22 protein-coding genes and 1 pseudogene are annotated in these 26,089 nt (G+C 35.8%); 7 read left to right on the top strand and 16 right to left on the bottom strand.

The features are described 5' to 3' along the window. Positions 1 to 331 precede the first annotated feature (331 nt). From dndB to dndE, 4 genes are read left to right on the top strand one after another with little or no spacing between them, the layout of a single operon-like run. Entirely contained in the window at positions 332 to 1,411 is a 1,080-nt protein-coding gene (dndB, locus tag PVK62_RS07810) for a DNA sulfur modification protein DndB (protein WP_192957943.1), read from the top strand. Then, on the top strand, positions 1,408 to 3,042 hold the full coding sequence (locus tag PVK62_RS07805; protein WP_192957944.1) for a DNA phosphorothioation system sulfurtransferase DndC: 1,635 nt from the start codon (positions 1,408 to 1,410) through the stop codon (positions 3,040 to 3,042). Before dndB ends, PVK62_RS07805 begins: the two co-directional genes overlap by 4 nt. A 9-nt stretch (positions 3,043 to 3,051) precedes the next feature. Then, positions 3,052 to 5,067, top strand: a complete 2,016-nt coding sequence (dndD, locus tag PVK62_RS07800; RefSeq protein ID WP_274449361.1) for a DNA sulfur modification protein DndD — start codon at positions 3,052 to 3,054, stop codon at positions 5,065 to 5,067. Further along, on the top strand, positions 5,067 to 5,420 hold the full coding sequence (gene dndE, locus PVK62_RS07795) for a DNA sulfur modification protein DndE (RefSeq protein ID WP_192957946.1): 354 nt from the start codon (positions 5,067 to 5,069) through the stop codon (positions 5,418 to 5,420). The genes dndD and dndE overlap by 1 nt, the downstream gene beginning before the upstream one ends. 154 nt (positions 5,421 to 5,574) lie before the next feature. Here the strand turns inward: dndE and PVK62_RS07790 are convergent, their stop codons facing one another. The 6 genes from PVK62_RS07790 to PVK62_RS07765 all read right to left on the bottom strand — a co-directional run bounded on the left by PVK62_RS07790 (position 5,575) and on the right by PVK62_RS07765 (position 16,497). Next, complete coding sequence (locus tag PVK62_RS07790; RefSeq protein ID WP_192957947.1) at positions 5,575 to 6,855, bottom strand: DGQHR domain-containing protein; 1,281 nt, start codon at positions 6,853 to 6,855, stop codon at positions 5,575 to 5,577. 2 nt (positions 6,856 to 6,857) lie between these two features. After that, positions 6,858 to 7,577, bottom strand: coding sequence for a hypothetical protein (locus PVK62_RS07785; RefSeq protein WP_192957948.1), 720 nt, complete (start codon positions 7,575 to 7,577; stop codon positions 6,858 to 6,860). A gap of 32 nt (positions 7,578 to 7,609) precedes the next feature. Continuing rightward, a complete protein-coding gene (dptH, locus tag PVK62_RS07780) occupies positions 7,610 to 12,781 on the bottom strand; it encodes a DNA phosphorothioation-dependent restriction protein DptH (RefSeq protein WP_274449360.1) in 5,172 nt (1,723 codons plus the stop codon). Then, positions 12,762 to 14,099, bottom strand: coding sequence for a DNA phosphorothioation-dependent restriction protein DptG (dptG, locus tag PVK62_RS07775; RefSeq protein ID WP_192957950.1), 1,338 nt, complete (start codon positions 14,097 to 14,099; stop codon positions 12,762 to 12,764). The genes dptH and dptG overlap by 20 nt, the downstream gene beginning before the upstream one ends. Position 14,100: 1 nt before the next feature. After that, positions 14,101 to 15,699: a DNA phosphorothioation-dependent restriction protein DptF gene (gene dptF, locus PVK62_RS07770; RefSeq protein WP_192957951.1), complete on the bottom strand. Its 1,599-nt coding sequence runs from the start codon at positions 15,697 to 15,699 to the stop codon at positions 14,101 to 14,103. A gap of 588 nt (positions 15,700 to 16,287) precedes the next feature. Further along, positions 16,288 to 16,497 (bottom strand): hypothetical protein, encoded by a 210-nt coding sequence (locus PVK62_RS07765; protein ID WP_192957952.1) that lies wholly within the window; start codon positions 16,495 to 16,497, stop codon positions 16,288 to 16,290. Positions 16,498 to 16,588: 91 nt separating this feature from the next. Between PVK62_RS07765 and PVK62_RS07760 the strand changes: the two are divergent. Next, positions 16,589 to 17,532, top strand: a pseudogene (locus PVK62_RS07760) (IS5 family transposase). Between the two features lie 63 nt (positions 17,533 to 17,595). On the opposite strand, the gene PVK62_RS07755 reads toward PVK62_RS07760, so the two are convergent. From PVK62_RS07755 to PVK62_RS07725, 7 genes are all read right to left on the bottom strand, one after another. After that, on the bottom strand, positions 17,596 to 18,024 hold the full coding sequence (locus PVK62_RS07755; protein WP_242509775.1) for a ribosomal maturation YjgA family protein: 429 nt from the start codon (positions 18,022 to 18,024) through the stop codon (positions 17,596 to 17,598). A gap of 435 nt (positions 18,025 to 18,459) precedes the next feature. Beyond that, positions 18,460 to 20,736 carry a DUF3289 family protein gene (locus tag PVK62_RS07750; RefSeq protein ID WP_274449359.1) on the bottom strand — a complete coding sequence of 759 codons (2,277 nt, stop codon included), beginning with the start codon at positions 20,734 to 20,736 and terminating at the stop codon, positions 18,460 to 18,462. Between the two features lie 40 nt (positions 20,737 to 20,776). Beyond that, a complete protein-coding gene (locus PVK62_RS07745; protein WP_255257971.1) occupies positions 20,777 to 21,211 on the bottom strand; it encodes a hypothetical protein in 435 nt (144 codons plus the stop codon). A gap of 222 nt (positions 21,212 to 21,433) precedes the next feature. Then, on the bottom strand, positions 21,434 to 21,832 hold the full coding sequence (locus tag PVK62_RS07740) for a hypothetical protein (RefSeq protein ID WP_192957797.1): 399 nt from the start codon (positions 21,830 to 21,832) through the stop codon (positions 21,434 to 21,436). A 75-nt stretch (positions 21,833 to 21,907) separates the two neighbouring features. Then, positions 21,908 to 22,405: a hypothetical protein gene (locus tag PVK62_RS07735; protein ID WP_192957798.1), complete on the bottom strand. Its 498-nt coding sequence runs from the start codon at positions 22,403 to 22,405 to the stop codon at positions 21,908 to 21,910. Between the two features lie 14 nt (positions 22,406 to 22,419). Further along, complete coding sequence (locus PVK62_RS07730; protein WP_192957799.1) at positions 22,420 to 22,872, bottom strand: hypothetical protein; 453 nt, start codon at positions 22,870 to 22,872, stop codon at positions 22,420 to 22,422. 4 nt (positions 22,873 to 22,876) lie between these two features. After that, on the bottom strand, positions 22,877 to 23,179 hold the full coding sequence (locus PVK62_RS07725; RefSeq protein WP_192957800.1) for a hypothetical protein: 303 nt from the start codon (positions 23,177 to 23,179) through the stop codon (positions 22,877 to 22,879). 146 nt (positions 23,180 to 23,325) lie between these two features. Here PVK62_RS07725 and PVK62_RS07720 point away from each other — a divergent pair, with 146 nt between their 5' ends. After that, a complete protein-coding gene (locus PVK62_RS07720) occupies positions 23,326 to 23,763 on the top strand; it encodes a hypothetical protein (protein WP_192957801.1) in 438 nt (145 codons plus the stop codon). 298 nt (positions 23,764 to 24,061) lie between these two features. Here PVK62_RS07720 and PVK62_RS07715 read toward each other — a convergent pair whose 3' ends face one another. From PVK62_RS07715 to PVK62_RS07705, 3 genes are read right to left on the bottom strand one after another with little or no spacing between them, the layout of a single operon-like run. Continuing rightward, on the bottom strand, positions 24,062 to 24,283 hold the full coding sequence (locus PVK62_RS07715; RefSeq protein WP_192957802.1) for a hypothetical protein: 222 nt from the start codon (positions 24,281 to 24,283) through the stop codon (positions 24,062 to 24,064). 27 nt (positions 24,284 to 24,310) lie between these two features. Then, the gene (locus PVK62_RS07710) at positions 24,311 to 24,643 is read right to left on the bottom strand and encodes a hypothetical protein (RefSeq protein ID WP_130066463.1); all 333 of its coding nucleotides are present in this window, start codon (positions 24,641 to 24,643) and stop codon (positions 24,311 to 24,313) included. Positions 24,644 to 24,651: 8 nt separating this feature from the next. After that, positions 24,652 to 25,539: a ParA family protein gene (locus PVK62_RS07705; RefSeq protein ID WP_130066461.1), complete on the bottom strand. Its 888-nt coding sequence runs from the start codon at positions 25,537 to 25,539 to the stop codon at positions 24,652 to 24,654. Positions 25,540 to 25,751: 212 nt separating this feature from the next. On the opposite strand from PVK62_RS07705, the gene PVK62_RS07700 reads away from it, so the two are divergent. Next, positions 25,752 to 26,089 (top strand): hypothetical protein (locus PVK62_RS07700; RefSeq protein WP_274449358.1); only part of this gene is annotated, 338 nt, incomplete at its 3' end.

Below are 26,089 nucleotides of genomic sequence, written 5' to 3'. Positions count from 1 at the left end.
GGTCTAGTTTCAAATATACATACCTGAGCTTTATCCCCCACACCTTTAATCTTCATTCAGTCACTAAAATTCGAGCTACAAAGTGACACCAAAAATTCAGTAGCCGATTACCTCTTCCATGCAAACTAACTAATGGCAATCTCATCACTAAAAAGGTAGAATGCCGCTCTTATTTTTAACATACCGATGTAATAACCCTTAAGTGCGCGCAATAAATAACATACTAACACCTAGGACCTGTCAAAATATAACAAACTAAAGTTGAAGGAATTAACAAATCAAGCTATGTTTACGTTATCAACCTAACAAACTACCTTCTAAGGATGACATAATGAACAATCAAGAATCTGGTTACTGCTATTCATTCCCAGCAGTAAAAGGAATGCAAGCAGGTAGACCTTTTTACATAGCTACTTGCCCACTACGTATTATTCCAAAGATTTTCAGTTATAACGAAGACGATGTTCCACCAGAACTTCGTGCTCAACGTACTTTAAATAAAACTAGAATCCCTGAAATGGTACGTTACCTTCTTGAAAACCCTAAAGAATATGTATTTTCAGCTTTAACCGCTTCTGTTGGCGTTGATATCTCATTTAAAGATCATGAGGGAGCCCCTAACTTAGGTGTGCTTCATATCCCCATGGATGCTCAAATCTTAATTAATGATGGCCAACATAGACGTAAAGCCATTGAAGAGGCATTAAGAGAAAACCCAGACCTTGGACAAGATAATATTGCTGTACTCTTCTTTATTGATGAAGGGTTAGATCGAAGCCAACAAATGTTTGCCGATCTGAATAAATACGCAGTAAAACCAAGTCCATCACTAGGTACGCTATATGATCACCGTGATGAAAGTTCTGAGTTAGCAAGGTTATTAGCCAGTTCAATTAAACCATTTATTGGGTTGACTGAAATGGAGAAGTCCAACATTTCACCTAAATCGAATAAACTGTTCACCTTAAGTAGCATTAAACAAGCTACGCGAGCTCTTCTAAGTAAAGGCGCAAAAGATAGCTTTAGCGATGAAGAAAAAAAATTAGCTTCTGAATATTGGCAAGAAGTAACAAAGCACATAAAAGATTGGCAACTAGTACTTAGAAAAGAAATATCTCCTGCTCAACTTAGACAAGAGTTTATCCATGCCCACGGCCTTGGATTGCATGCTCTTGGGCTATTAGGTAAACACCTACTTTGCCAAGAACCAGCTAACTGGAAAGAAAAACTTTCTTTATTGTCTGAGGTTGATTGGAGAAAAACAAATAAAGACTGGTTAGAGCGTAGTATGAATCACGGTAAGTTGAGCAAATCGACAATCAATATCCAACTAACCACAAACGCATTAAAAATGAAGTTAGGATTAACGCTAACTCCTGAAGAACAAACGCTAGAGAAGCAATTATCATGATAGATGACCTCCAACTAACGGAAGACCTTGCCGAAGAATATCAAGAGTTCATCAACTCTGAAGATTTCGTAAACCATAAATTAAGCCACTATGTTGCAGATGTTCAACGTGTCTATTGTGCAGATAATAGACCTTGGGTAATCGGCTACAGTGGAGGAAAAGACTCCTCTGCTATCATGTCACTAATTTATCTTGCTCTTCTTGGGCTTAAAGAAGAAGACAGAACAAAACAAGTGTTTGTTGTAACTTCAGATACTCTAGTTGAAACACCTGTTGTAGTTAATCACATCAATGACTCACTAGCCGCAATTCAAACGGGTGCAGAACGTGATGGTTTACCAATTACTTGTCATAAAGTTGTACCTGAAGATGACCAAACATTTTGGTCAAGCTTGTTAGGTAAAGGCTACCCTGCGCCAACTCGTTCTTTCCGTTGGTGTACAGAAAGGATGAAAATTAATCCAGTTAGTGACTTCATAAAATCTAAAGTATCTCAATTTGATGAAGTGATCGTAGTGCTTGGATCTCGTAGCCAAGAAAGTGCATCTCGTGCTCAAGTTATTGCAAAGCATAAAATTGATGGCTCTCGTTTGGCTCGCCATACGACACTAGCCAATGCTTTCATCTTTACTCCTATTGATACATGGGGAGTAGATGATGTTTGGAAAATCCTGCGTCTATGTCATCTAGTAACAAAAGAGACTCCTTATGGCATCAAAAACATTTGGAGCAATAAGTACGATTTAGAATGGGAAAATCCATGGGGTGGAAAAAACTTAACACTATGGAATCTATATAAAGATTCATCAGGCCAAGGCGAATGTCCAATGGTAATTGATGAAACAACCCCTTCTTGTGGTAATTCTCGTTTCGGTTGTTGGACTTGTACCGTTGTCACCCGTGACCGCGCAATGGAAAGCCTTATTCAGAATGGTGAAGAATGGATGTCACCACTGTTAGAGTTTAGAAATAAACTGGCAGTAACCACAGATCCAACAGTAAAAGATGAATACCGAAACTATAAGCGCCGCACTGGTAAAGTGAGCTACCAATACGCAAAAGAAGGCGAAGATATCGCGCTAGAGCGTAAACACGTTCCTGGACCATATTGGATGAAATATCGTCAACAATGGTTACGTGAATTACTAGAGCTTGATAAAAAGTACAAATCTGAAGATCGTGGCATTGAGTTAATCACAGAAAAAGAATTACATGCAATTCGACAAGAATGGATAAAAGATCCAAATGAGCCTGATTGGAACGACTCTTTACCAATCATCTTCAAAGAAGTTTATGGTTACGATCTTGATTGGGTATACGACGACAGTGCAAGTTTTGGTAAAGATGATGCACAACTAATCACAGAACTATGTGAGGGCTTTGACGTAGCACCTGAAATGGTCATGAAGCTCATTGAACTTGAAGTTTCAATGGATGGGTTAAGTCGTCGTAGCGGTATTGCTAATAAAGTCAGCTCAATTTTGAAAAAGGATTGGGGCAGCCTAGAAGAGATCAAAAATAAACATGCCGACCTACAAAGTAGGGCTGAGTATGATGTTCATCAACATGAAATCGATAGATATAACGATGAACTACAACGTCTTGACGATCAATTGAATAAAGAATTTTAGGCCTAAACCATGCTTATAACTAAATTAACATTAAATAATTTTCGAGTATTCCGCGGAGTGCATGAAATTGACTTACAACCAGAATCCGTAGAGTTAAATGTAGCAAGCACAGAAGTTAGAAAAGCAAAACCCATCATCCTATTCGGTGGTTTAAATGGTGCAGGTAAAACCTCGATTCTTACCGCAGTTCGATTAGCTTTATATGGTCGCCAAGCATTTAGCAAGAATTTGACTAATGGCGAATATATTGAAGCGATTACAGACTTAATCCATAAAGGTGTTGGCCATGGTGGAATGCAAGATAATGCCTCTATCGCGTTAGCCTTCACTTACAGTCACAACGGTAAAGAAAGTACTTATAAAGTCACCCGTAGTTGGAAAAAAAACAAAAAAGATAATCTATCACTAGAGCGTGATGGCGTTATTATGTCTGAACTAAACTATGAACAATGCCAAGGGTTCTTAAATGAATTAATCCCTACTGGCATTGCTGATCTTTTCTTCTTTGATGGTGAAAAAATTGCCGATCTTGCTGAAGACGAATCAGGAAAAGTACTAAAAACGGCTGTGCGTCGCCTATTAGGTTTAGACGTAATCACTAAACTAAAAAGTGACTTAACCATCTACTTAAAAAAGAACGATGCTCAAGCTCTTCCTCAAACAATTCGTGATGAAATGAATTCGTTTGAAAAAGCACGTATCGAACACGAAAGAAAATCTGAAAAACTACGCTATGACGCTGATATTGTTGCGGCTCAAATAGAGTCAACTACAGTAGAAATTCAACGCTGTGAATCGACTCTATCTCAAAGCGGTGGCGCATGGGCGAAAACACGCGAATCTGAAACTCTAAAAGTTGATCACCTTTTAAAAGAAAAGTCAGAACTAGAGAAACAGTTACGTACTGAGTTTGAAGGCTCACTGCCTTTTGCTTTTGCACCTAACACAATGAAAGCTCTAATGAAGCAAATAGAAGCCGAAAAAGCCACTAAACAAAAACAAAGCTTTGGTAGTGAGCTTAATACTTTCTTAGATTCATTGCGCCAAGATTTAAGCCTACGCTTAACTAACTCTGCCGTTGCAATGGAAACAATTAATGACTCATTACAAGAGTTCATGAATAAAGAACAAAATGCAGAATTAATATTGGATATATCAGAGCGTGAAGCAAAGCTAATTGAGTTTCAAACACAACACCAAGCTTCTGATTCCTTTAAGCGTTTTGATATAGCAAGGACTCGATTAAGCACGGTTGAATACGATCTTGATAACGCATCAACTAATATTGCAAGAGCGCCTGAGCAAGAACAAGTGCAAGAGTTGTTTACAGAAGTTCGTGAACTAGATAAGCAAAAAGAAACGCTTATTCGTAAATATCGTGAACTACTAGAAAATGCAAAACTTGAGCTTCGTAATGCACTAGAAGCAGCACGTAAAGTTCAAAAACTGCATGATAAAAACAAAGATGCATCAAACCAAGGCTCAGGTGTAAGCAATGCACAAAATGCATTAATTTTGCTAGATAAGTTTGCAGAGCAGTTAACTCATGCTCGTGTAAAACAGCTTGAAAAAGAATTTGTCGCCTCTTACACGAACCTTGCACGTAAAGATGATTTACACATATCAGCTGTAATTAACCCTCAAACTTTTGATGTTAATTTAGTTGACGAACATGGTATTCAAATCAACCGTAAGGCTATGTCAGCAGGCGAGAAACAAATCTATGCTATCTCGATACTAGAAGCACTAGGTCGCACTTCTGGTCGTAAGTTACCGATTATTATCGATACTCCATTAGGGCGTTTAGATTCACACCATAGAGATAAATTGGTTGAGAATTACTTCCCAAATGCCAGTCATCAAGTGGTTATTTTATCGACGGATACTGAAATTGATAAAAATTACATTAATATGATCCAAGATGATATTGCTCGTACTTATGAGATTAGCTTCGATGGTTTAACAAAATCATCAAAAGTAAAAGTAGGTTATTTTTGGAAAGATAAACTTCAGGAGGCTATGTAATGTTACCTAACCGTATGAACTTAACACGCACGACTGAAGAGCAACTTAAAAAGCTAAAAGGCTATACGGGGATTACACCGAATGTATCTGCTCGTCTTGCGTTTTTTAGATCAGTAGAAAGTGAGTTTAGATATAACGGCCAAGAAGCAAAGCTTGATGGCTCGTTAGTATTAGATAAATTTACTTGGCTTGGTGAAACTAGTGACGTTACTGAGTTAGTTCTAAAAATGTACTACCCAGAGCTAGATACTAAGCAGCACCAACAAGCTTGGGCTGCTCATGTTGAAGATGGGATAGCTTCGATTAGAAACTTAAAATCAATTTTATCATTTTCACATACATTAACTAAATAATACTCTTTAAAGCGGTACTATCATCAGATATCTATAAATAAAATACTTAAAATTAAAGAACTTAGTGGTTACTAAGTTCTTTAATTCTCGACAAGTACCAATAATGGCTAAAAATACTCTAAGCGCATATACAGGTAAACTAAAAAACTCTTATTTACTTAGTACCAATAATACTCGTATATAATTTCACATCCTCTATTTTTATGTTAATACTTTTCTTATCAAGATTAAGTTCATCTTTTACTAGTAATATAATAGTATTCTTTAAAACACCCTGAACCTTTGTACTTGGTATACTAGGTAGAAAATCAAAATTAATTCGAACTAAGTTTCGCTCTATAATTTCGATTACTTCATTCGGTTCAGCGTTGCTACGTAGCAATATTTCCTTAAGAGCCAGCAGGCAAGCAGAAAAACCTATACTTTTTCTAAAAACAGAATCTTCTTTAGATATTAATTTCTCATCCATAACTTTGATATATTTTAATATTAGACTGTAAAGCGTGCTATCTTTTTGATTTAAATATAGCTCTCTAAGAGGCGCGGAATCAATATACGCACTCAAAACATCTCGCTTAGCAAACTTATATTTGTCTTTATCTTCAGATAAAACTCTAGTTTCTGTAGCTAAAATATTCTTATCTTTTTTAGGATTTGAAGATATTAAACATAAAAGTCCTTCAACTACAGAAGAAAAAGTAAATTTCCAGCCATCTTTTAGCTCTCTGTCTTTAACTGAGAGTTTCAATCTATCTTTTAATGGAGAACCTATATCACTATCTAGAGTTCTAGCTAAATAGACAGCTAAAACTTCAGGGCTCCAACATTCTGGTTTTTTCTCATCCATATCAATTTGATACAATTGATAAATCAAATTCCTATCAACTCTTCTCGGAGTAGAATTAAGATGAGTAAAAATCTGAGCATGATAAGTTAATGGTAAATCTAGATACAATACACAAAGAACATCCATATCAAGATATTCATTATTTTCATCTTCATTAAATAAACGTTTAAAACCTAATACTCGATGCTGCCCATCAATAATAGATGCTTTATATGATGCTGTAGGTATACTTAACTCATCACCATTAATTATCCAGCGTTTTTCATCTTCGCTATCTAATAAAAAGCCTTTATCATTTAAATTAGCTCCTAATATAATAGTATTAGGAAATGCGGCATCCCCACTAACTATATATTCTTTTATTTCAGCTACCTGTTTAACATTTTCTTTTCTCTGAGTCCCTGTACTTACCTTAGAAAAAGGGACATCTAATAAACCATAGTTATCTACTTCATCTCCATCTTCTAATCTTATAGGTTCACATATTTTAAGAAGTTCTTTTGCCTTAATCGAGAATACAAAATAGTCCGATAACGGCTGCGATAATTTCATAACTTTTTTATTAATTTCTTTTTGAATTAAACTCATAATTACTTATCTCGAAACAAATCATCAGATTTAGGCAAGGTGCCTTCAAATACAGTACTTTTTGGTTCTTCTTCAGCTAGTACTTTAAACTGTGTGCTATCATCGATATCTTCAGCTGTTGCGTACAAATACAAAATCAAGGAAATAATCAATCCTAATTGACTATAACTATTGTTTAAGCTACTAAACTCCGAATACCCTATAATTACAAGAATTAAAGCAACTGAACCTATCAAAAAACCGATTGCGGATAAAGCAAGTTGCTCTTTATAAATATTTTTCCGCTTTTTTAATAACGCATATATTTCTGAACTTTTATGATGTTCAGCACTATCAAGCTTTAATTTTAATTCACTAAAAATATCTTTAGCGATTCGATCTGCATGAAATACTTTATTACAAAGTAAACCACCTAAAAGAGCAACAACAAAAGTAAATATGTTGTCCGCCCTAAAAAACTGCTCAAACCTAACAGCTTTATCTAACCAAGGAAGCCAAATTCCAGCGGCTCCTAAACATAAGATAGAGACAATGAAATAGGAAATTATTCTAACATTTGAACAGATAAGAGTTGTTTTTTTTACTAAACTCTCAAAAGCTAAACTCCATTCGCTAGTTTTCAAAATTAAATTCCTTATAGTCAATATCATAAAATAAAAAAACATACTCAAGTAACATAAATGGTTAAAAACCACAAAGGCTTCAATTAACTCAAATGTCATAATTTAGCTCTTTTGTTCTATAATAAAATAAATCATAAATCACATAGCTCCCAAAAAGCTCTATCACGCATTTTTTGGATCCTCTTAGCACCATCAATATACAAGCTATAATGCTTCTCTAGTTTATTGATGGTTTCCATTAGCCTTTCTTGTTCTGCTTTTTCATTCACACTAAAGATCGCTTTAATGTCTTGTGTTTTCAGCTTAGCAACACGATGAATCACCCAAGTAAGCACATAGCTTGAGTAATCATTTTCACCGGTTTGGAAGTGCGTAATATCTTGTGTCGATAAAATCACACCCACACCATATTCACGACCTTCTTTAAGGATCTTACGTAAACTTGGGAAGTTCTGAGACATAAAGTTATCTGCTTCATCTACCAAAATCATTTTGGTGATTTGACGATAATCGCCTTGCACTTCAGGCTTACCTTTCTTCTGCATTTGCGAATAGAAAAGATCTAACGTTAACGCCACCACAAGGTTCTGAATCTCGCCCGGATAACCAGCAAGCTCAATAACGGTAATCCCATCCACAAGCTCATATAAGCTCATGCACTTACTGTTATCGTCTTCAAAGATCTCTAGCTCATACAAGCTTTCTAATGCTGCGTATAATGAATCTTCATCTGGCTCAGTCTCAATAAACAACGCCCATACATCAGCAATCGTTGGTGCAGCTTTAGACCATGTACTTGGATCTGCTTTACGAATACCCGCTAGGTCATATGCCTCGCCAACTAACTTACGCAATCTAAGCTGTTGTTTTTGACCAAGATTAAACGCTTTACCCATGGTTTCAGAAAAACCGCGCGCAGTATGCACTGGTAACATCGGCGTGTCACCAAATAAACTCAGTGGATTGTAAGGTAATTTATGTAAGTTAAATTTTTTACCACTTGTCGCTTGTTGAAATTTATCATCGACATAATCTGATTTGTAATCAAAAATCAGCATGCCGATAGCCGCACCATTCACGTTATCAGCTTTATTACGGTGCAATTGAGTAATCATTGATTTGGTAAATTGCGTTTTACCTGTACCCATAGTGCCAATAATACCCGTATTGGTATTCATGAACTTTGAGGTATTGGTTGGTTCCCAGTTTAATGGCGCTTGAGTCATCGCGTTATGACCAAATAACACATGCAAGTTATTACTAGATGCAACTACAGGAGCATCTTCTTGCTCTGTTGGTTTATCTTCCGCAACTTTACGTTCATCTTGATGAACTAGTGGATCTTCATAACTAGTACTATTGTTATTTATATCTACAACTGTTGTTTCTGTTTCTGTTTCTGTTTCTGTTTCTGTTTCTGTTTCTGTTTCTGTAGCAATAACGTCCACATCTTGCTCTGGCGCTTCAATCTCTAATTTAATGCCCTTTGTTTCAGAGCCTAAGATATACATCTCAGGTACATAGCAAAGCTTAGCAATATCGATTTTATTCAAGACATCTTGCAACGGTGTCTCTACCAATGTTTTTAGTAATCCCATTGGTAAATCTACTTTTAAGATACCATCGCGTAATTGATAGTCAGGCTCAAGACAGCTAGCACTTTCGATATGGCTAACAACAAAACCATCAGGATAATCCATCACTTGTGCCAGTGAATAATTTCCTGTTAACCATTGCTCTTTTGCATCAAGTAAGCTGTCGAAATAGTTATCTTCAAATACGTTATATAACCGATATTTATCTACCTGCATCAGCACTTGGCGTACAAACAATGCACGATAAAGTTGATTAGCTAACCCATCGCCACCAAGTAAATCGTCATTAAGATAACGTAACAGCTCTTTCGCTTGCTGTACTGCTTTTTTATAGTCAGGTACTGCGCCAGTTTTCACCTCTACAGGCAATAGGTACATTTGTTGGTTTTTAAAACCGACCAATAATACATCGTCTGAAATTGCCCCTTTTTTATAACCTTGGACATTACGAGAGAAATCGCTATCCGACATTTTAAGGCCAATATTGCCTGATACTCGGATCATCTCCGCTACTGAAAGTGGAACCCAAGTGATATCAGATTTATGAACTAAACTCGTGACAAACTTATACGCACCAATAACGCCTTTACGCTCTTTATTAATGGTTGGCGCACATGTCATCATGTTAAGCAACCAATCACCATTAAAGGCATTAAACTCGTTAATTTGGCCCCCATCGCCTTGTTTAAGTACTTTCTCAAACAAATCTCGTTGGGCTGTTACTGTAATTGCATCGTAAGTTGATGAACTGGTGTATTGATCAGAATAGTGGATAAGAACTACGTCATCGTTGCTATGAAAGAAGTCTAAGGTCACTTTAGGATCAATAATTGTTGTCCAAATTGAGCTACCATAAGAACGCTCTAATGATTCTTTAAAATCTTCACTTACTGCAAGAGCAATAGCATTTGCACCGTGATATGGAGTATTCGCTTTTAATGCTGGCTTAGATAAAGAGCCAATTTGATTAGCAATAACTAGATGCGGTTTATCGTGGTATTTAATGCCTTTTAAACCAAAGCCAGTAAAGTAAGAGCCTGATTGACTCTCTGAAGCTTCACCCGTTAATAAGCCATCACATGCAATGCCAGATGCCATATTATCGATTTCAATATCAGCACATTCTACTTTTTCATTATTTCTGAAGAAGGTTAAATGTGAATAAGCTTGCCCCTCTTTCGCTGCTTGTTTATTAGTGAACTTACTGTAAGTTAAACGCGTACGTAGCAGATCTATAATGGTATCTGCTTGCTCACGAACTTTACCTTTATTAAGCTCTAACCACGCTTTTAATTCATCATAATTTGCTGTTTCAGCAAAACGATCAAACGCATTAAATTGAAGTGAGTCATCATATAAATTAACGTGAATAGCTGCTGCTTGATTTAGGTTATTACGAATGTAATCAACTAACCCTAAGAATAGCTCTTCTGCTTCATCTTGATTAACCGCATTAATAATGATGCTCTTTTCAGACCCTTTAAAAAGCTGACTAAATGCAGTTTGAAACTCATCAATCTTCTCTTTCACTAACTTACGAACAAAAGTAAGACTGCTCTTTTCTTGAGCTACGCTCTTTAGCCAAAATGCATTTTCTTTAACTTGTTGATTATAAGCAAACTCATGCTCAGGGTGATAAACATACGGTAATAGCCCTTGAGGTGACAGACGCTCAAAAGTAACACTTGGTAAGCTAGCAAAGCTATTTGATTCATCATTATTAATCGCATTAGCTAATGATAAAAAATAAGATAAAACTAATGGATGGTAAGGAGAATAGTATTCATCCCCTTCGTCATAGATTAAGCCAATCTTCATCACTAACTTTTGATTCGTTGTTAACATGTCACCTTTAGATACTGAAGAGAAATATCCTTGATAGGCTTCAACAATTTCAGTTACTAATTGTTTAAAACATTCCCCCCAAGAAACAAGTGAAATAGTGGTTTTTCGCTCTTCTAGGTAAGAAAATAATGACAAATAACCATCATAAAGATCTTTGTCAATATTACTTAATACCATTAACGGCTGTTTATAATCATTTCTTTGTAATGAAAGGATCTTACTTTTTACAAATTCTTCTTCCCAACACAGTAATTTAAGACGCAAGCCTTGCACGATAAACTCACTGTTATCAATCGCAACTTTACCTTTTTGAGAGTAAAATTCACCATAATAGTCGTCATTAAATAACTTATGGAAACGACCACGATTCAATAATAAAGGTAAACTCAAAGAATCAGTCGCAACTGCTCCTTCAATATTAAAGAAGATATGGTTATCACCCGATTTCACTGAGAAATCGATCTCGTCCGATTCGTTAGCTAATGCTTCAAAATCAACGGTTGAATATTTAGCAAGCTCAACACTTTGCTTTGCATCAGTAAGGGTATATGTATGACCTTCTTCCGCACTGATCTGCAATGTATTTGATTCAGTATTTAAAGTAAGGCGTTTTTTCGAATGTTCTACACGGAAAATGGTTTTAAATGCGTCAATATAAAATTCGCCTTTACGAACCACAAGGCATCGGAAATTATGACACTCTGATTTATTCTCACGCTTCAGCGCTAAATTGAAAAACAAAGGTTCATGTTTATAAGTGCCCTTTAAGCTTGCTCGCGAGGTTTTTAAACCATTATGAGTAGCAATCACTTCTTGTTTATTTAACGCTTTCGCTGGCTGAATTTTAAATTGGTTTTTATCAAGGTTACTTGCACCTTGAAAGACTAATTTAAGCTCAAACTCTTCAATACCATCATCAAGCTCAATAATAATATGACGCTCACGTTGACCAGCCTTGGTTTCTGATTTATTCCTAGCAGTCAGAGAACCACCTTCAGAAATTGATTCTTCATCAAGTATTAATTGTTGTTGTGAGTTACGTTTCTTCTCTTGAAATAGCGCTTCTAATTCTAAATCTTTCCATGATTCAGTATCAGAGAAATGCTCTTTGATGAATTTTTCGCCAAACGCTTTTAGGCGTTCAGGAAGTTGATCGTTAAAGTGTTCAACTTCAAAAGATAACTCTTCATACAAGGCTCTATTTTCTTCTAATCGACGCTTGATTTGCTTTGTATTTCCCTTCATTTCGCCAATGAGGGGATCTTCAAACATACCTAATTCATTAAAACGTAGTTCGCAATCTTCTACTGCTTTATACAAAGCTTCAAAACCAAAGATGGTCGCACCATCTTCTACAATAGAATTAAATTGATCATCCAGAAGACACAAAGAAACATCTTGGCCTTTATCTTGCTGCTTGATAAAACCATTAAGCGCTGATTTTATATTATCAGTACTCCAAACTTGATCTGCTTGGGCTAAATCTTCTGCGGAATTAATTAAAGTATCAAGTAAACTGTTATGAATAACAACTAACGCACACCCTTTTAAATAATCAGATTGACTCGCCACTTCATCTCGTAAATGTGAGATGTAGTTTTCTGTAAAGCCACCTTGCTTTTCTGGTTGTTCTGAATGAACAACAGGTACAATTTTACAATTATTAATATCAATGAATGGTAACTGGATATCATCATTAACAGTGATTTTACCTGTTTTATGCACTAATAATGCGTTATAAAGGCGTAGGCTATTATCACTGTCAGGTGATTTAAATTGATAGCGGAAACCTGATTGTATTTTTGCATTAGCGTTATTTAAAAGCTGCTCTGCAAGAAAGGTCTCAAATTGTTTTACGGACATATACTGCGTCTCCACTATCACTCATTCTTTCTACGTTACCGATTCTTTCGTAGAACTTAATTAATTCTTGCTCTGTTTGTTTATCAACAAAAATACCGCGTTGCTGAAACTTCGTAATCAACTCATGGAAGCGCAATTTTTCATTATTACCAACGACTAAATTTGTCAGCAAAATAATATAGTCTTGGTTAAGAACTAAAACTCGTCCAGAGCGACCACGGCTTTGAATGAAATTAGCCGCAAGTTGTTTCTCTATCTCTACAACGTATTTTTTATTAATCGCAGGTCTATCTGTTTTGGAATCATTAAATTGTGCGATTGCTAATTTTACAATGTTATCTAGCCAATCAATCGCTTCTTCATAATGCTCTAATTCTGTATCCAATTTGCGTTGAGCACGAAATGCATATGAAAAGTTTTTTAGCTGAGTCGCCACACTTTCTAACTTACAATGTTGAATATCATGAGATATTTGCCACAGCGGTAATTTTTTTTCTTTTGGGTTTGGCTGAAGCTGCTCCAACATAGATAGAATCGGGAATAAACGATATGCAGATTCATTAAATAGCTTATAGCCATGATTTTTAATATGCGTACGTTCATTACTTGCTCTTTCATGATCCATGATGAAATAAAGCGGCTTTGATTTTGGGGCTTCACCTGTACGCCAATCAGATATAGCGAGGCTTAACTGAGCCGTATAAGTAAATGCATAGAAAGATAAAAACTGCTCAATCTCATTTAATAAATACTTTGGTCGAGTAGATAAAAACTTGAAATCTTCACGAAAGGCTGAAGATAACGAAGGTAAATAAGGTGATTCTTTTGATTCAAATGACGAATCTACTTTCATCTTTCTTTGTAAAGTAGTAAGAAATTCACGCTCAATAAAGTTTAATTGAACATCAAATTCTTTAATACGTAAGTTTTGTAGAAGGTTAGTAAAAAGTGATGCAATACGTTCATCACTTTTAGCAAATGTTCCTTTCTGAGCCTTAAATAAAAGTAATTCAGGACTAACAGTAAAAATATCTTCATTATCAAAATACATTTTTTGAAGTACAGACCAAAACTCTTCTTCATCTAATTTTTCTTTAAATGAATTTTGGCAATCATCCATGAAATCATCATATGAATAATTTTCGACTTTCTTACGCAACAATGAACGTAAAACAAGACCAACAACAGCATTCCAATCAAATTCATTGCCTTTTGTTCTTAAAGGTAAATAGCTATTCAAGCTATTCTTATTAGGCACTGCTTCTTGTGATTGAGGAAGGTCGCCACTAATTGGCTGAGTATAGTTATCATTTACCATATTACATGCCACTCACTTCAAAATATTCATCATCTGCATTTGTGATTTTATAGCGCTGTTCATCTTTAAATATGAACAAAGAGTCTTTTTGGTTCGCAACTGATACTATCTGTTCTAATACTTCATCCAACAATAAAATCGCATTTTTATCATGCTTGTTTGGTCTATATCCTTGATTAATTTTAATCAACAATGCCAACAAATTTATACTTACTGGCATTGGAAGCAGCTCATGACCGTCAACTTGAATATAAGCATAAAAAGCACTCACTTTTTCTTTTGCTAAGCCTGCATTTTTAATCGCGGTAAAATTAGCTTTAACATCTAACTCTACAGCCATCTTAAATCCATTATATTCTGAGATAAAAAATGTGCCTTTATCCAATAATGGTGCATTACGGTTGCAATATAATTGGATTGCAGTCTCTAAAGTTTCTTTATAAAATTTATTTAACTCTTTTTTCTGTTTAACTGAACCATCAAACTCACCATGCAACAACCATGTTTCTGCATATTTTTCGATTAATGAATTATCAAAATCCGCTTTTAATGCATCAACATAATCATTAGTTATTTCCGTATCATTTCTTAACAAATACACTAAACGTAAATATGAAGCTGAATTATCTACTTCAAAAACACCATATTCAGCAACTCTATTTTTAAATCCAATAAAGTCTTGGTCTTCGATCCCCAAACCAAACTGAAGAACAAATTCATCAATTTTTCGTGTATGGATATTACTCGGATCGAATTCTTGAATTTGCTCTAATAATTCATTGTCCGCACCAGAGAACAAGTTATCGAATAGATAACCATCCATAGCTAGTATTTGAAAAACAAAATCTAAAAGAGCACGAGCAGTAAGAAACTGGTCCTTAATTAGGCGTGTTTTTAACAGCAAATCAATAAGTGTTTTTTGTGTTGCAGGAAGACCTAATAACGCAAAATTAGCCGTTAGATTCGTATAGCCACATTTTTCAACTTCATTGCGATAAAGTGCGTAAAAAGGATTATCGAATGATGCTTCAGTTAGCTTAGCTAAAAATTTGGCAGCAAAATCAGAAGTGCATTCATCATTACTTAATGTGAATTTAGAGTATTTTTCAAAATCTAAAAAAGTATGACTAGAAGCTGTGTCTTTTAAACGATTTTCTAAAAATGCAAGAATCGACGATTTGATACCATCATGAATATCAGCACCCTCAACGGCATAGTTACCAAGCATACCAATATTAATACCAACGATTAATGGCTTACTACTTACCTTGAATTCTGAAAAGCGATCATCCAACGCTTGGATAGCAGTTTGGTTAGGATTAAAACTGTGCGTCGCATCTAAATGGAAATCATGAGTAGATTTAAATTTTTGACTGTATCGAGTCAAAATTTCTGATTTACCATCTCCACTACTCCCACATAAGAATACAATTTCATGCGATTGAGCTGACGTTAACTCTCGCTTAAAATCGGCTTCGATATCTGTTTCTATGTAGATATGTTTTTTATACGATGCTAACTTACCATCTGGCTCTCTTTCTGTACTAACAGCATAAGGAGACGATTTCGACAAGATACTTAAACCAGTTTTTAAATCCAAAGCCACTAACCTGTAAATTATTATAATTATTCGCATTTTATCAGATTTAATTTTTAATGACTGCTAAAAGTCCGCATTTATTGATTGTTTTGCATGTAGTAGCAATAAGGTTAAATTAGTTTTGAGAAACAAGCCCTGTAGGCTTTTGACCATCACCACTATATTCAAAAGTATCATCGCGCAAAAAACATCTGGTATAAGATCTATACCAAAAACCACACCAAACCGAGCTAACCCTAAAAAGATCAAAGGAATAACAAGTAAAATATATCTAAGGAATATTTTCACAGTTTAAAGTCCATTTTAGTTATAAATGGTTTAAAGCCATCTCCATCAAAATGCTGAAGCAAATACTAAGATCTATAAAACCATCAAGAAGCTCATATTGCTTCATATCACTTAAAACATGATTAATGTCATTTTTATCTAATCCAAAATTCTCCTGAATTTCATACTTAAAAGTCCCTCTAAGATGACAAAATCAACCATTTTATTTTTGTTTCAAAAACCAATAACGATAAATCACCTTGAGCTGGTTTCCATCCCAACTCTGCAACGTCAACTCGCTTTGTTGTATTAACCACTAACTCAACATTGCAAGCTTATATCCCCAACCAAAGCCCCAAACCACACCCAATCTTTTTTATAAGCAGTGTAGATTGAACCAATAAAAAACATTATCGGACTTACTAAAAAAAACATAAAAGGGAAAAGATCGTCAGGAATTACGCCTTCCGATGGTGGTTCTTCAGATCGTCTATCTGCATTGTAAAACAACCCATCAATATCAAAAGCCATTACAATCCATAGAGGCTTTGTTGACTAAATCAGTTGAACCTTTCCTAAATCCTGCGATCTGATCCCATATAGCAGATGCATGGTTGATGGTATGGGTAAGTCGAAAAAGAAGATAACTAACTGGAGTGAATACAACAAAGCTCTATGCAAACGAGGGTCAGTTACGTTCTGGATAGATGACTCAGCCATTGAGACATGGCGATGCAAGACTCACAATGGTAAACGAGGTAGAGGCTTTCAGTTTTCTGATACTACCATCGAAACTGTTTTGATGATTAAAGGAATATTCTCCCTACCATTACGTGCTCTTCAAGGCTTTATAGATTCAATATTTGAATTAATGGACGTCCCTTTAAGCTCCCCTGACTATACCAGCATAAGCAAGCGGTCAAAGACAGTTCAGGTGAAGTATAAGAACAAATCAAAAGGTCCAGTTCGTCACATAGCGATAGATTCAACTGGTCTGAAAGTCTTTGGGGAAGGCAAATGGAAAGTGAAAAAGCATGGAACCGAGAAACGTAGGACTTGGCGTAAACTGCATCTTGCGGTTGATGTTGATACTCATGAAGTCATTAGCGCTGAAGTAAGCCTTGTCAACGTTGGTGATAGTGAAGCTCTTCCAACATTATTGAATCCACTTCGCAGAAAGGTTCATGCAGTGTCAGGTGATGGTGCTTACGACACCAAAAGGTGTCATGAAGTACTGCGAACTAAGGGCTGCAAGCCTCTCATCCCTCCTAGAAAAAATGCGGGTTACTGGGAAAAGGGACACCCTCGAAATGAAGCGGTTGATGCGCTCAAAACAATACGCTAGCTCAGTGGAAAACTGACTCTGGCTATCACGACCGTTCAATCTCTGAAACGGCAATGTCACGATATAAAGGATTGACTAGGGGTACATTGAGCTTGAGATGTTACAACGCTCAAGTTGGTGAGGCATTGGCAAATGTCAAAGCTATGAATAAAGTCCTAGGGCTAGGTATGCCTATTAGAAAAACAGGTTGGTTGAGTGGGACAACTACACTCCTTACCTGATTTGATCAACAACGCCGTTAATATCTAGCAACTTCATACAAAACTCTCCAATAACTAAAAAATTCACTCCCTCTCAACCCAATAACAAATAATCGCTCCCACGGTATAAGCTACCAAGTCTATCCAATCAAACGTAGCACCAAGGATTAAATGCAAGCTTGATGAAGGTTCAATCCCCAAAAAAGCGTTAACGTTAAGAAATTGACCGAGTTCAACAAGGTACGCAATGCCTAGTACCGTGAATGTAAGTTGTTTTGATGGCATATCAATGACGCTTGATAATAAATAATAAAGCCAAATAACGACAAGAACATCCCCACCTATTGGGCGAACGAATTGGTCTTTTACGAATAACGCAATGAATACCAACACCGCAAACATCACGATGCACTTACCTAGCTGATAAGCCGAAAATCGAAAATGAATTCGATGCTTAAAGTCTAGAGCACGATGCCAATTCGCTTTATTCTTAATCTTTGTTAATCCAAACATTAAATTTATCCTGATGATCTATAAAAATGAATCTTTATAGAAAATGTGTACCTATTGAGTTTACATTTACGATTCGTAGAACCGTTGTTATGGTAAATGTTTTTTTCTGAACTTAATCAAAGCCATCCAACAACTAAAGCGAAGTTAAACAAAAAATTAAAAATATGTAACCGCCAACCCACCACCAAAATCTTTTATAAGTGGTATAGATTATATTAATAAATAGACTAGGAAGAAAAATAAATAAACCAATCATCAAATCTAGATCCGAAGACATAAATCCAGACGGTTTTTTCCCATCACCATAATACTTAACAGAGCTGTCATAAACAAAATCATCATAATGACCTAAATATAAATATACTATCGGACCAAGCCATATAAATAACATCCACAAAATAGGAAAGGCTAATAAAAAATTGCGTATTAAATATTTCATAGTTCAAAATCTATTTTGGTAATAAATGGTTTGTATCCATACCCTTCAAAATGTTGAAGTAAATACCACGACCTAAATCCTTCTAGCAATTCGTACGGTTTGCCATCATTATTTGGATCATCATCTAAACGAAAAGGGTCATGATCAATATCTTTTACGTCTAGTCCAAAATGGTCCTGAATTTTATAGCAAAACTTACCACGCACTTGATTCCCCTTATATTCTAGATTATCAACATAGACTTTCATTGACCATATACCATGAACAGATAAAACGGTTCCATCATAAAGATTGTCATGAAAATATGGGAATTTACCAACAGAAAACTGAGGTAAACTAGCCCCCTTACCTTCTTCTTCAGACCTCATATATTGACTCGTTATATTAGTAATATTGCTTGGTAAGGCTCCCTCATTCACATTCTCATTTAAGCACTTTATTAATTCTCCATGAAACTTAGCAGTGGTTTCGTGATATTTAAGCGCATCGGTTAACAATGGGTGGTCGTAATACCCGCCCTCATTTCTTTGGAATCTAGCGACCATTTCAGGGTATATTTTACTGGTGTCTCCATTTATAGAAAAACCAACACCAAACAGAAAATCATCAGCCAACCCATTCATCCGCTTAAAATGCTCACTAGCAGGTAAAGCAAACTGGTCTTCGCTATATCGTGTATATCCTTCTCTGTGAGAATAATACTCTGATTGCTTAAATGGCTTCATAAATCCATAAGATTCAATTTTTTCTTTGGTTTCATCGCTATATGTCATATCTGGCGCATCAAAATCATCCATTTTATTTTTAGTTTCAAAAACCAATAATGGAAAATCACCTTGAACGGGTTTCCATCCCAACGCCACTACGTCAACTCTAGATATTGTATTGACCACTAACTCAACACTACCACCTTCCGAAGCATGTCGAGCATTTGGCGATTTAATCACATGAACCTCATTATCTTCAATTAACGTAGATACTGTGGTTTTCATCTCATCAACCAATGAACTCACATAGTCAGGGCTTTTCTTGAGATACACGCTGATTTTATCCAAATATACAGTAAATACCTCAGACGCTAAGTAGGCATAATTACAACGCTCAGCTTGCTCTTGAAGCCAACTAATTCGATTTTTTATCTTTTGCAATAATGCGTCTATATCTGTATTGAGTCTCTTTTTAAGCTCAATCCAATTGTATTCTTTAAGGTAGTTCTGCGGATTTCCTTTACCCCTGTGTCGCATAAAAGCGAACACATTATTAGCCGTTTCTGATTCTTTAAGGCAAAGCAACGCTGCAAGAATATCTCCCTCTTCAATGATCGAAGGTAAAATTCTAGCGATACATTGTTTAGTGTCGAGAATAGAACAAACGTCAATTGCAGTAATGAGATCATTCACTAACTCTTTCATTGCTGATTGAGACTGGTAATGAGAGTAATGCCATTGAACTTCTTGAAGAACTAAATCATTAAAATCCATAGATGACGTTAGCATGAGAGGCATATCCCCCCATGTTGATGCAGATATATTGATGCCTTTTTTTTGCCAAAATCCCGATTTACCCTTGGTCACTAATTCAAAAAAATACCCATTGTCACTGTCAGTTTTATAATATGGATTGTTTTGTCTTAATGGTTCATCTATTTCAAACGGATTAGCGCTTTCTGTTATCTTAATACGGATTAACCCTGACGATAGATCCATCGCCTTACCTTGACCACTTCCATCAATTTGGCCTGACTGTATCTCAGCGCCTGATTCATCAAAAATAATAAACGTCGCATTTTTTAATAAAATCCCATCAGGGTGACGGCATTTTATCGTTAAATCATGCAAAAGCTTTTCTACTTCATCATTAGATATTGAAGGATTTTGTGCACCACCTAAACACATAGTATTACCAGAGTTCATAGTCATTTGATCTGATAATCGACAGACACCCTTTCCTTCAAATAATACCGTAGGTGATCCAGAAATAAACTCAGCCTCACCTTGAATTGTGCCAGAGGAAACTCCTTTTTTATCGCCACCTTCATCCCCCGTACTTTTAGAGAACTTAGATCCCTTAATCGCAATAGGATGCCCACCATCAGCGGTAATAGTTGTTGTTCCATTAACTAAATCAGATGATTTCGCATTATTTCCATAAGCAATATTCACTGTAGACTTTCCAATTGTTGTTGCGCATACATCAGGTAAAGTGGCATTCGCTTCTCCTCCTGATCCTTTATGAATAATACTTAATCCATTTGCATTAATTGTAACGGTCATTGTTATTCCATTCTTATATAGATTAATGTAAGGAAAAAGATCAATTCAAACAGATCGTCTTTCCTTTTATCTTATGTGTACGCTCTGCTTCTGAGTTGATATGGGATGCCGATGTAGTTACGTGACCATTTTTCGAGTGATACACCGTCGATGTTGTTCCGCTTTTTAAAGTGAGATTTTCCTCACCTTCCAACACAATAGAGCCTGCTTTAATTCTTAATTCTTTTTCTTCAAAAATAGAAAAATAGATATCCGTTAATATCGGCAAAGTTAAATCATTAGATATAAATTCAATACGGCAAGCCAATTGATTATCTATCGCCAAATTAATTTCTTCAGTATGAAATAATCGTCCAATTTTCCCCCAAACAGGTTGATTTAATGGATTCCCTTCAAAATCTATTTTTAATGTGTCGTTTTTCTTATTGAACGCTAATATTTTTCCGAAACGAGCTACACTAGATTGAACCATCATTACAATACCCAATGAAAATTAGCTAAAATAGTATCATATATAAAAAAATCAAACTGCCTGAATAGGCCAGTCAAAAATACTATTTAACTAGGCATAAAGAAGTCTCCTAAAATTAGCCCTCCTTTCAATGAATAACACATTTACCCCGTAAACGAACAAATAACAGCCATAAAAAAAGCCATACAATATTGAGTATGACTTTTTATACATTTTTCAGAAAAATCACTCGTCATTAAGACCATATTTATCAAGACCTAATGTCGTTCGAGCGATAGCAACGCTATCAGAACTTAGCTCCCCCGTTTTCAAAATAGCTTCAAGTGCTGCATGCGCTTTATCTAACTCGGTTTCTGCATTAAGTAGGGAGGGCGTTAGTTCATAGTAATCTTGATTTTTATCACACACATTATCAATAAGAGTTTCACATCCCATAACAATTCGAGTAAAACCACCCGTTCCAAGTTGCAATAAACGCCCGATAGTCACCTTATTCAGTCGTTCCTCTCGCAGCTCTGAAATTTGACCACTGTTTTCGATTTCTTGAAAAGCATCAAAAACTTTCCACATGATTTTAAAATCATCTTCCGTTGCTTTCGCTAACTTAACTTGATGTGTGGACATACATTCTCACTTATTATTTTGAACTTAACTGAAACCTGAAGTGCTAATTTTTGAATTAATGCCAACAAATATTTATTATTCTTCAGCCAATATTGCATCTTCAAACTTCACACTTCGACGATTTGGGCTGCTCTCAGGAAAGCCATAAATGAGCACTTCATAAGTTGCTGCCTCTTTTTTGGATATGCCTGTAATCGTTCCTTTATCCAATTTTGAACCTACTGGATATGGTGGGGTAATGGCATTACTTTGATACCATTCAGTTAAGATAACTAAATAAGTGTCATTCAAGTGCTCACAGGCCGTAATAAGCGCTGAAACTAAAGCGTCCTGTTTTACATTAACGCTCAACTCACCGACGTATTCAGCAAGCTCCTCTTCATCACAAGAGTATTCCCAATGCTCATTAAATATCTTAATCAGTGCGTCTTTTTGATTCGATTCGAACACTGGCTGTTTTTTAGAAAAAAAGGAGGATAAACCACGTTCAATGATCGCTTTTTTTACCTCCACATCAGAAGCCTTTGGTCGCTTAGGTACTTCACTTCCTTGCTGATTAAATAGTGGTTTCATATTCCTTTTACCCCTTATTCATCTATCACTAAACCATGTTTGATTCGGCCTCGTTGCCACGTTCTGTATGGCAAGCCACGGTATTCACTTTTCTTTCGCGCTTCATCAAATGGCATTTGCCAATAATAAAGCCCAAGAATTTTTTTTGCTTGGTTGTTCTTACTGCATAAAATAGGTTGTTCAAGTGGCCAAGGCTTACGATGCTTTTCAAAAACGCCTTCAGCATGGAGCATATTTTCGTGACGATAAGGCAAATAATGTTCACGAAATAACAACGCCTCTTCTTTTGTCATTTCTTTTCCCGTTAACACCACAAAACCATCATCTAAAACGACAACACGAGCCGAGTCATCACTTTTGAATGCCGCATGGCGCATGGCTGAGCGTGATGATTTATACGCATCTCCGTTAGCTGCACGATGTTGAGTGATCCCTAAATTCATCCATTCCTTGTTTTGTACTACCACGGTACTACCTCGCTTCTTCTGTATAACGGTGCTCTAACTCATCAAAAGGGACATTTTGAATATCAACTTTAATCAGTAATAATTGACCTGATCTTAATTCCGCCTCTATTTCATTATCAGAGACAATCTTGATATTTTTTACCCGAGCAGAGCGATAGCCTTTTACATCTCGTAAGGCACACGTAATATCCAGTGCATCTAAGTTAGAAATATTAAAATCACTTTCTTCTTGGCAAGATAATGTTCCTTTCGCCAAAAATACCCCTAACAGATAGAACTCAAAAAAAACATTGTAATTACATCCCATAAATCCACCTTAAATCACCACTCTTTAATGAATTCATTATACCGCAACGCAAGAGATAAGCAGGGCTGGATATTGCTTAATTAACTATCAATTTTGGTTATTTTCATTGTATTATTAATAATCAATCATGTTTAAAAGGACGTTCCATGAATAACCTAACTAGCGCTTCTTTCTGTATTCTTTTATCGCTAACTAGCCTTAATGTGGTGGCCTCACAACAACCAAAAGAACTAACCAGCTATCTAAATTCTGTAAAAAGCACTAGCCTTCAATATGGAACATTACTTCAAAATTATGCCGATCATTTTTCTAAAAAATGTCGCAGAAATATCACAGTAAAAGAGCTTCAAAGCCCTGTAGTAAATAAACTCATAACAGCGACGTTTTCAAGTCAGCGTTACGGCCATGAAACCGTCACAATGGTTAATCGAATTACAACCAATCATTTCAACTGCATGCAATTAGATAAACCATTTAAAGCTCTCCAAAATGACCAACAGCTACGCAAGCAATCACCAAGTTACGTAAAACTAATTAACATGATGGGGGATGTAGAGTTAAATGGAGATTCAGAGATTAACTAACGTACTTTTAGCTCAGATACAGCATTCAGCCCTTTTCGTGTTAGTGAATAAAAAGAGCTATAAACAATAAACTTGTGGCTAATCATTCCATCAGTGAGCAAGCAATCACACTCAGAAATTACAGAGGAAGATTCTAGCTTGATTGATACTCTATTCTTTACCAAAATAATCAGGTCCGACAAAGCTAGCTTCATCACTCCTCGGTTGTGAGCAGAGGCCAAACGGTGTAAGACCTCTTGCTGTAATTCACTATAATTATCCATACCGCCTATCACTTAAATCAAAACAGAAACCAGCATCATAAACATTTTATTTTTACCTTTACCTCATCTTTTTGAAGATCTTCGCTTGCCTTAAGGTGAGTGGGCTGAACCCATCGGCTTACTCTTTTGTCTTTACTTATTCGAATTAAATAAATGACGACTAATAATGCAAAAATAAATAGCAATATGTTCTCTTGTTGTGGCGTAACAAGTAACCTTGCTTCTAATAACACTGAATTCCAATATTCACGTAACATTGATAGTTCCTGATTATGTATAAAAACTTAAAGATCTCTTATCGCATCGATCAGCTTTTTGGATAGCACTGGATCTTGTAATATGTCATCTTGGCAATCGATCAGTGCAGAAAGAAGCTTTCCTTCTGTTACTTTACGTTTAGTCATTGCCCCAGCTTTATTCACAAAAGCCGACATTTTTGGCGCTCGCTGATTGGGGTTCGTTAATCGACAGGTAAACGGGCGAAGCTTAACCCCTTTCATTTTCTCTGATTGAATTGAATCGCTTTCGTGGGTCGCGGTATTTAGATGAGGCAGCGAAGATATACCCGAATCTAGATCACCAAAAAAACTAACTTCCTCATTCATATCTTTTGACATTAGTTCACCTAATTATGTTGAGAGAGTTTTAATGAAGATGAATTAACATGAGAGCCGCCACTATGAGCCCTTTTATGAACACTTTTGGCCAGCGCTTTATAATCAGAAAAAGCTAGACAGCCACTCTTGTAGTTATAAAGTAAATGCACTCCCATCGTCGCATTTTCAATATCTTGTGAACGACGGATCCTTACTGGCAAAACATGACTTTCAATTTTGGACATGTTTGAAGAAAAGCACCCGTTTACTATCGACGTCGTTTTTCGATATTCATTACATAAAACCCAATAATCTAACTCTTTCGGTGACTTGTTTAAAATTTGCCCCATAGCCCCAATAAGAAGACGCAAACCAGAAAGACTAAATCCCCCTCTATCCAATACAACTAAATGATGATCAGCCGCAAGTATTGCGTTAGTCGTTGTTAAACTCAGATTTGGTGGGCAATCAAGAAACACATAATCAAAATCATGACCGACCAACTCTTTTAGTTTATTTCTAAGAATCGACTCACGACGAATAAGAGTCAAACCTTGTTCAATAACGCTACTGAGACCGATATTTGAGGGGATATAAAACAAATTTGGTATTGTTTTATAAACAAGACCACTGCCGCTAACAGATTTATCTTTACCACGCACCTTTGCTGGGCGAATAAGATGATTAAGAGGTATTGATCTATCTTCAGCAGACAGAGAAAAAACATTTGATATAGTTAGTTTTTCAAATTCTGGATGTTCTCCACCAGACAACAAAAATGATGAATTAGCTTGTGGGTCAAGATCGATAATAAGGCTCTTCTTTCCATATAAAGCCATCGTATGAGCCAAGTTACAACAGGTTGTCGATTTTCCCACTCCACCCTTTTGATTCGCGATTGCGATAACTTTAGTCATTGCGTTTATACCTATATTCAATACTGATTGTTGTAATACACTTGTAGTACATTACAAAATATAGCTCTCAATAACTACATTTTTATTATAACTAACTTACAATAGTTTTTATATCGGGATATATATCACATAGCATTGTATGTAAGGTGCTTTATACAAAACCGTTTTTTAGAAACATGGAAAGTGAAATAATACAAAGGGAGTGGTTAGTAATGAATGGATTAATATGTCTAATTGAATGGATAAAACTAAGTAATATAAGTATTCCTAACGTAGATGATAAATATGAATACCCTGATTTTTTTATCATTGAAGAGTTTTTGGCATATTTGGCAATGGTTTTATTTCTATCTACCACGATAGTTCTGCTTGTCCCTTTTTTTGAATACGTTGATCTGATTGCATTAGAAAAAACACACCATTGGAACTTGTTCTATATTGCTGTAACTTGCCTTGGTATTGGTATAGGCCTGATATCAACCGTTCATACTTTAGTAAAAAGACCAGTAACACAAGAGCATTTTGAATGGGTTTTGGGGGTTCATCAAAA

The sequence above is a fragment of the Aliivibrio sp. S3MY1 genome, from assembly GCF_028765575.1.
Classification (GTDB): domain Bacteria; phylum Pseudomonadota; class Gammaproteobacteria; order Enterobacterales; family Vibrionaceae; genus Aliivibrio.
Note: the sequence above shows the minus strand (reverse complement) of the source record. Positions and strands in the feature narration are given on the sequence as shown.

Excerpts from the sequence above, each read along its gene's own strand:
- dndB (WP_192957943.1), top strand. The coding sequence starts at position 332 with ATGAACAATCAAGAATCTGGTTACTGCTATTCATTCCCAGCAGTAAAA.
- PVK62_RS07805 (WP_192957944.1), top strand. The coding sequence starts at position 1,408 with ATGATAGATGACCTCCAACTAACGGAAGACCTTGCCGAAGAATATCAA.
- dndD (WP_274449361.1), top strand. The coding sequence starts at position 3,052 with ATGCTTATAACTAAATTAACATTAAATAATTTTCGAGTATTCCGCGGA.
- dndE (WP_192957946.1), top strand. The coding sequence starts at position 5,067 with ATGTTACCTAACCGTATGAACTTAACACGCACGACTGAAGAGCAACTT.
- PVK62_RS07790 (WP_192957947.1), bottom strand. The coding sequence starts at position 6,855 with ATGAGTTTAATTCAAAAAGAAATTAATAAAAAAGTTATGAAATTATCG.
- PVK62_RS07785 (WP_192957948.1), bottom strand. The coding sequence starts at position 7,577 with ATGACATTTGAGTTAATTGAAGCCTTTGTGGTTTTTAACCATTTATGT.
- dptH (WP_274449360.1), bottom strand. The coding sequence starts at position 12,781 with ATGTCCGTAAAACAATTTGAGACCTTTCTTGCAGAGCAGCTTTTAAAT.
- dptG (WP_192957950.1), bottom strand. The coding sequence starts at position 14,099 with ATGGTAAATGATAACTATACTCAGCCAATTAGTGGCGACCTTCCTCAA.
- PVK62_RS07765 (WP_192957952.1), bottom strand. The coding sequence starts at position 16,497 with ATGGCTTTTGATATTGATGGGTTGTTTTACAATGCAGATAGACGATCT.
- PVK62_RS07755 (WP_242509775.1), bottom strand. The coding sequence starts at position 18,024 with ATGTTTGGATTAACAAAGATTAAGAATAAAGCGAATTGGCATCGTGCT.
- PVK62_RS07750 (WP_274449359.1), bottom strand. The coding sequence starts at position 20,736 with ATGACCGTTACAATTAATGCAAATGGATTAAGTATTATTCATAAAGGA.
- PVK62_RS07745 (WP_255257971.1), bottom strand. The coding sequence starts at position 21,211 with ATGATGGTTCAATCTAGTGTAGCTCGTTTCGGAAAAATATTAGCGTTC.
- PVK62_RS07740 (WP_192957797.1), bottom strand. The coding sequence starts at position 21,832 with ATGTCCACACATCAAGTTAAGTTAGCGAAAGCAACGGAAGATGATTTT.
- PVK62_RS07735 (WP_192957798.1), bottom strand. The coding sequence starts at position 22,405 with ATGAAACCACTATTTAATCAGCAAGGAAGTGAAGTACCTAAGCGACCA.
- PVK62_RS07725 (WP_192957800.1), bottom strand. The coding sequence starts at position 23,179 with ATGGGATGTAATTACAATGTTTTTTTTGAGTTCTATCTGTTAGGGGTA.
- PVK62_RS07720 (WP_192957801.1), top strand. The coding sequence starts at position 23,326 with ATGAATAACCTAACTAGCGCTTCTTTCTGTATTCTTTTATCGCTAACT.
- PVK62_RS07715 (WP_192957802.1), bottom strand. The coding sequence starts at position 24,283 with ATGTTACGTGAATATTGGAATTCAGTGTTATTAGAAGCAAGGTTACTT.
- PVK62_RS07710 (WP_130066463.1), bottom strand. The coding sequence starts at position 24,643 with ATGTCAAAAGATATGAATGAGGAAGTTAGTTTTTTTGGTGATCTAGAT.
- PVK62_RS07705 (WP_130066461.1), bottom strand. The coding sequence starts at position 25,539 with ATGACTAAAGTTATCGCAATCGCGAATCAAAAGGGTGGAGTGGGAAAA.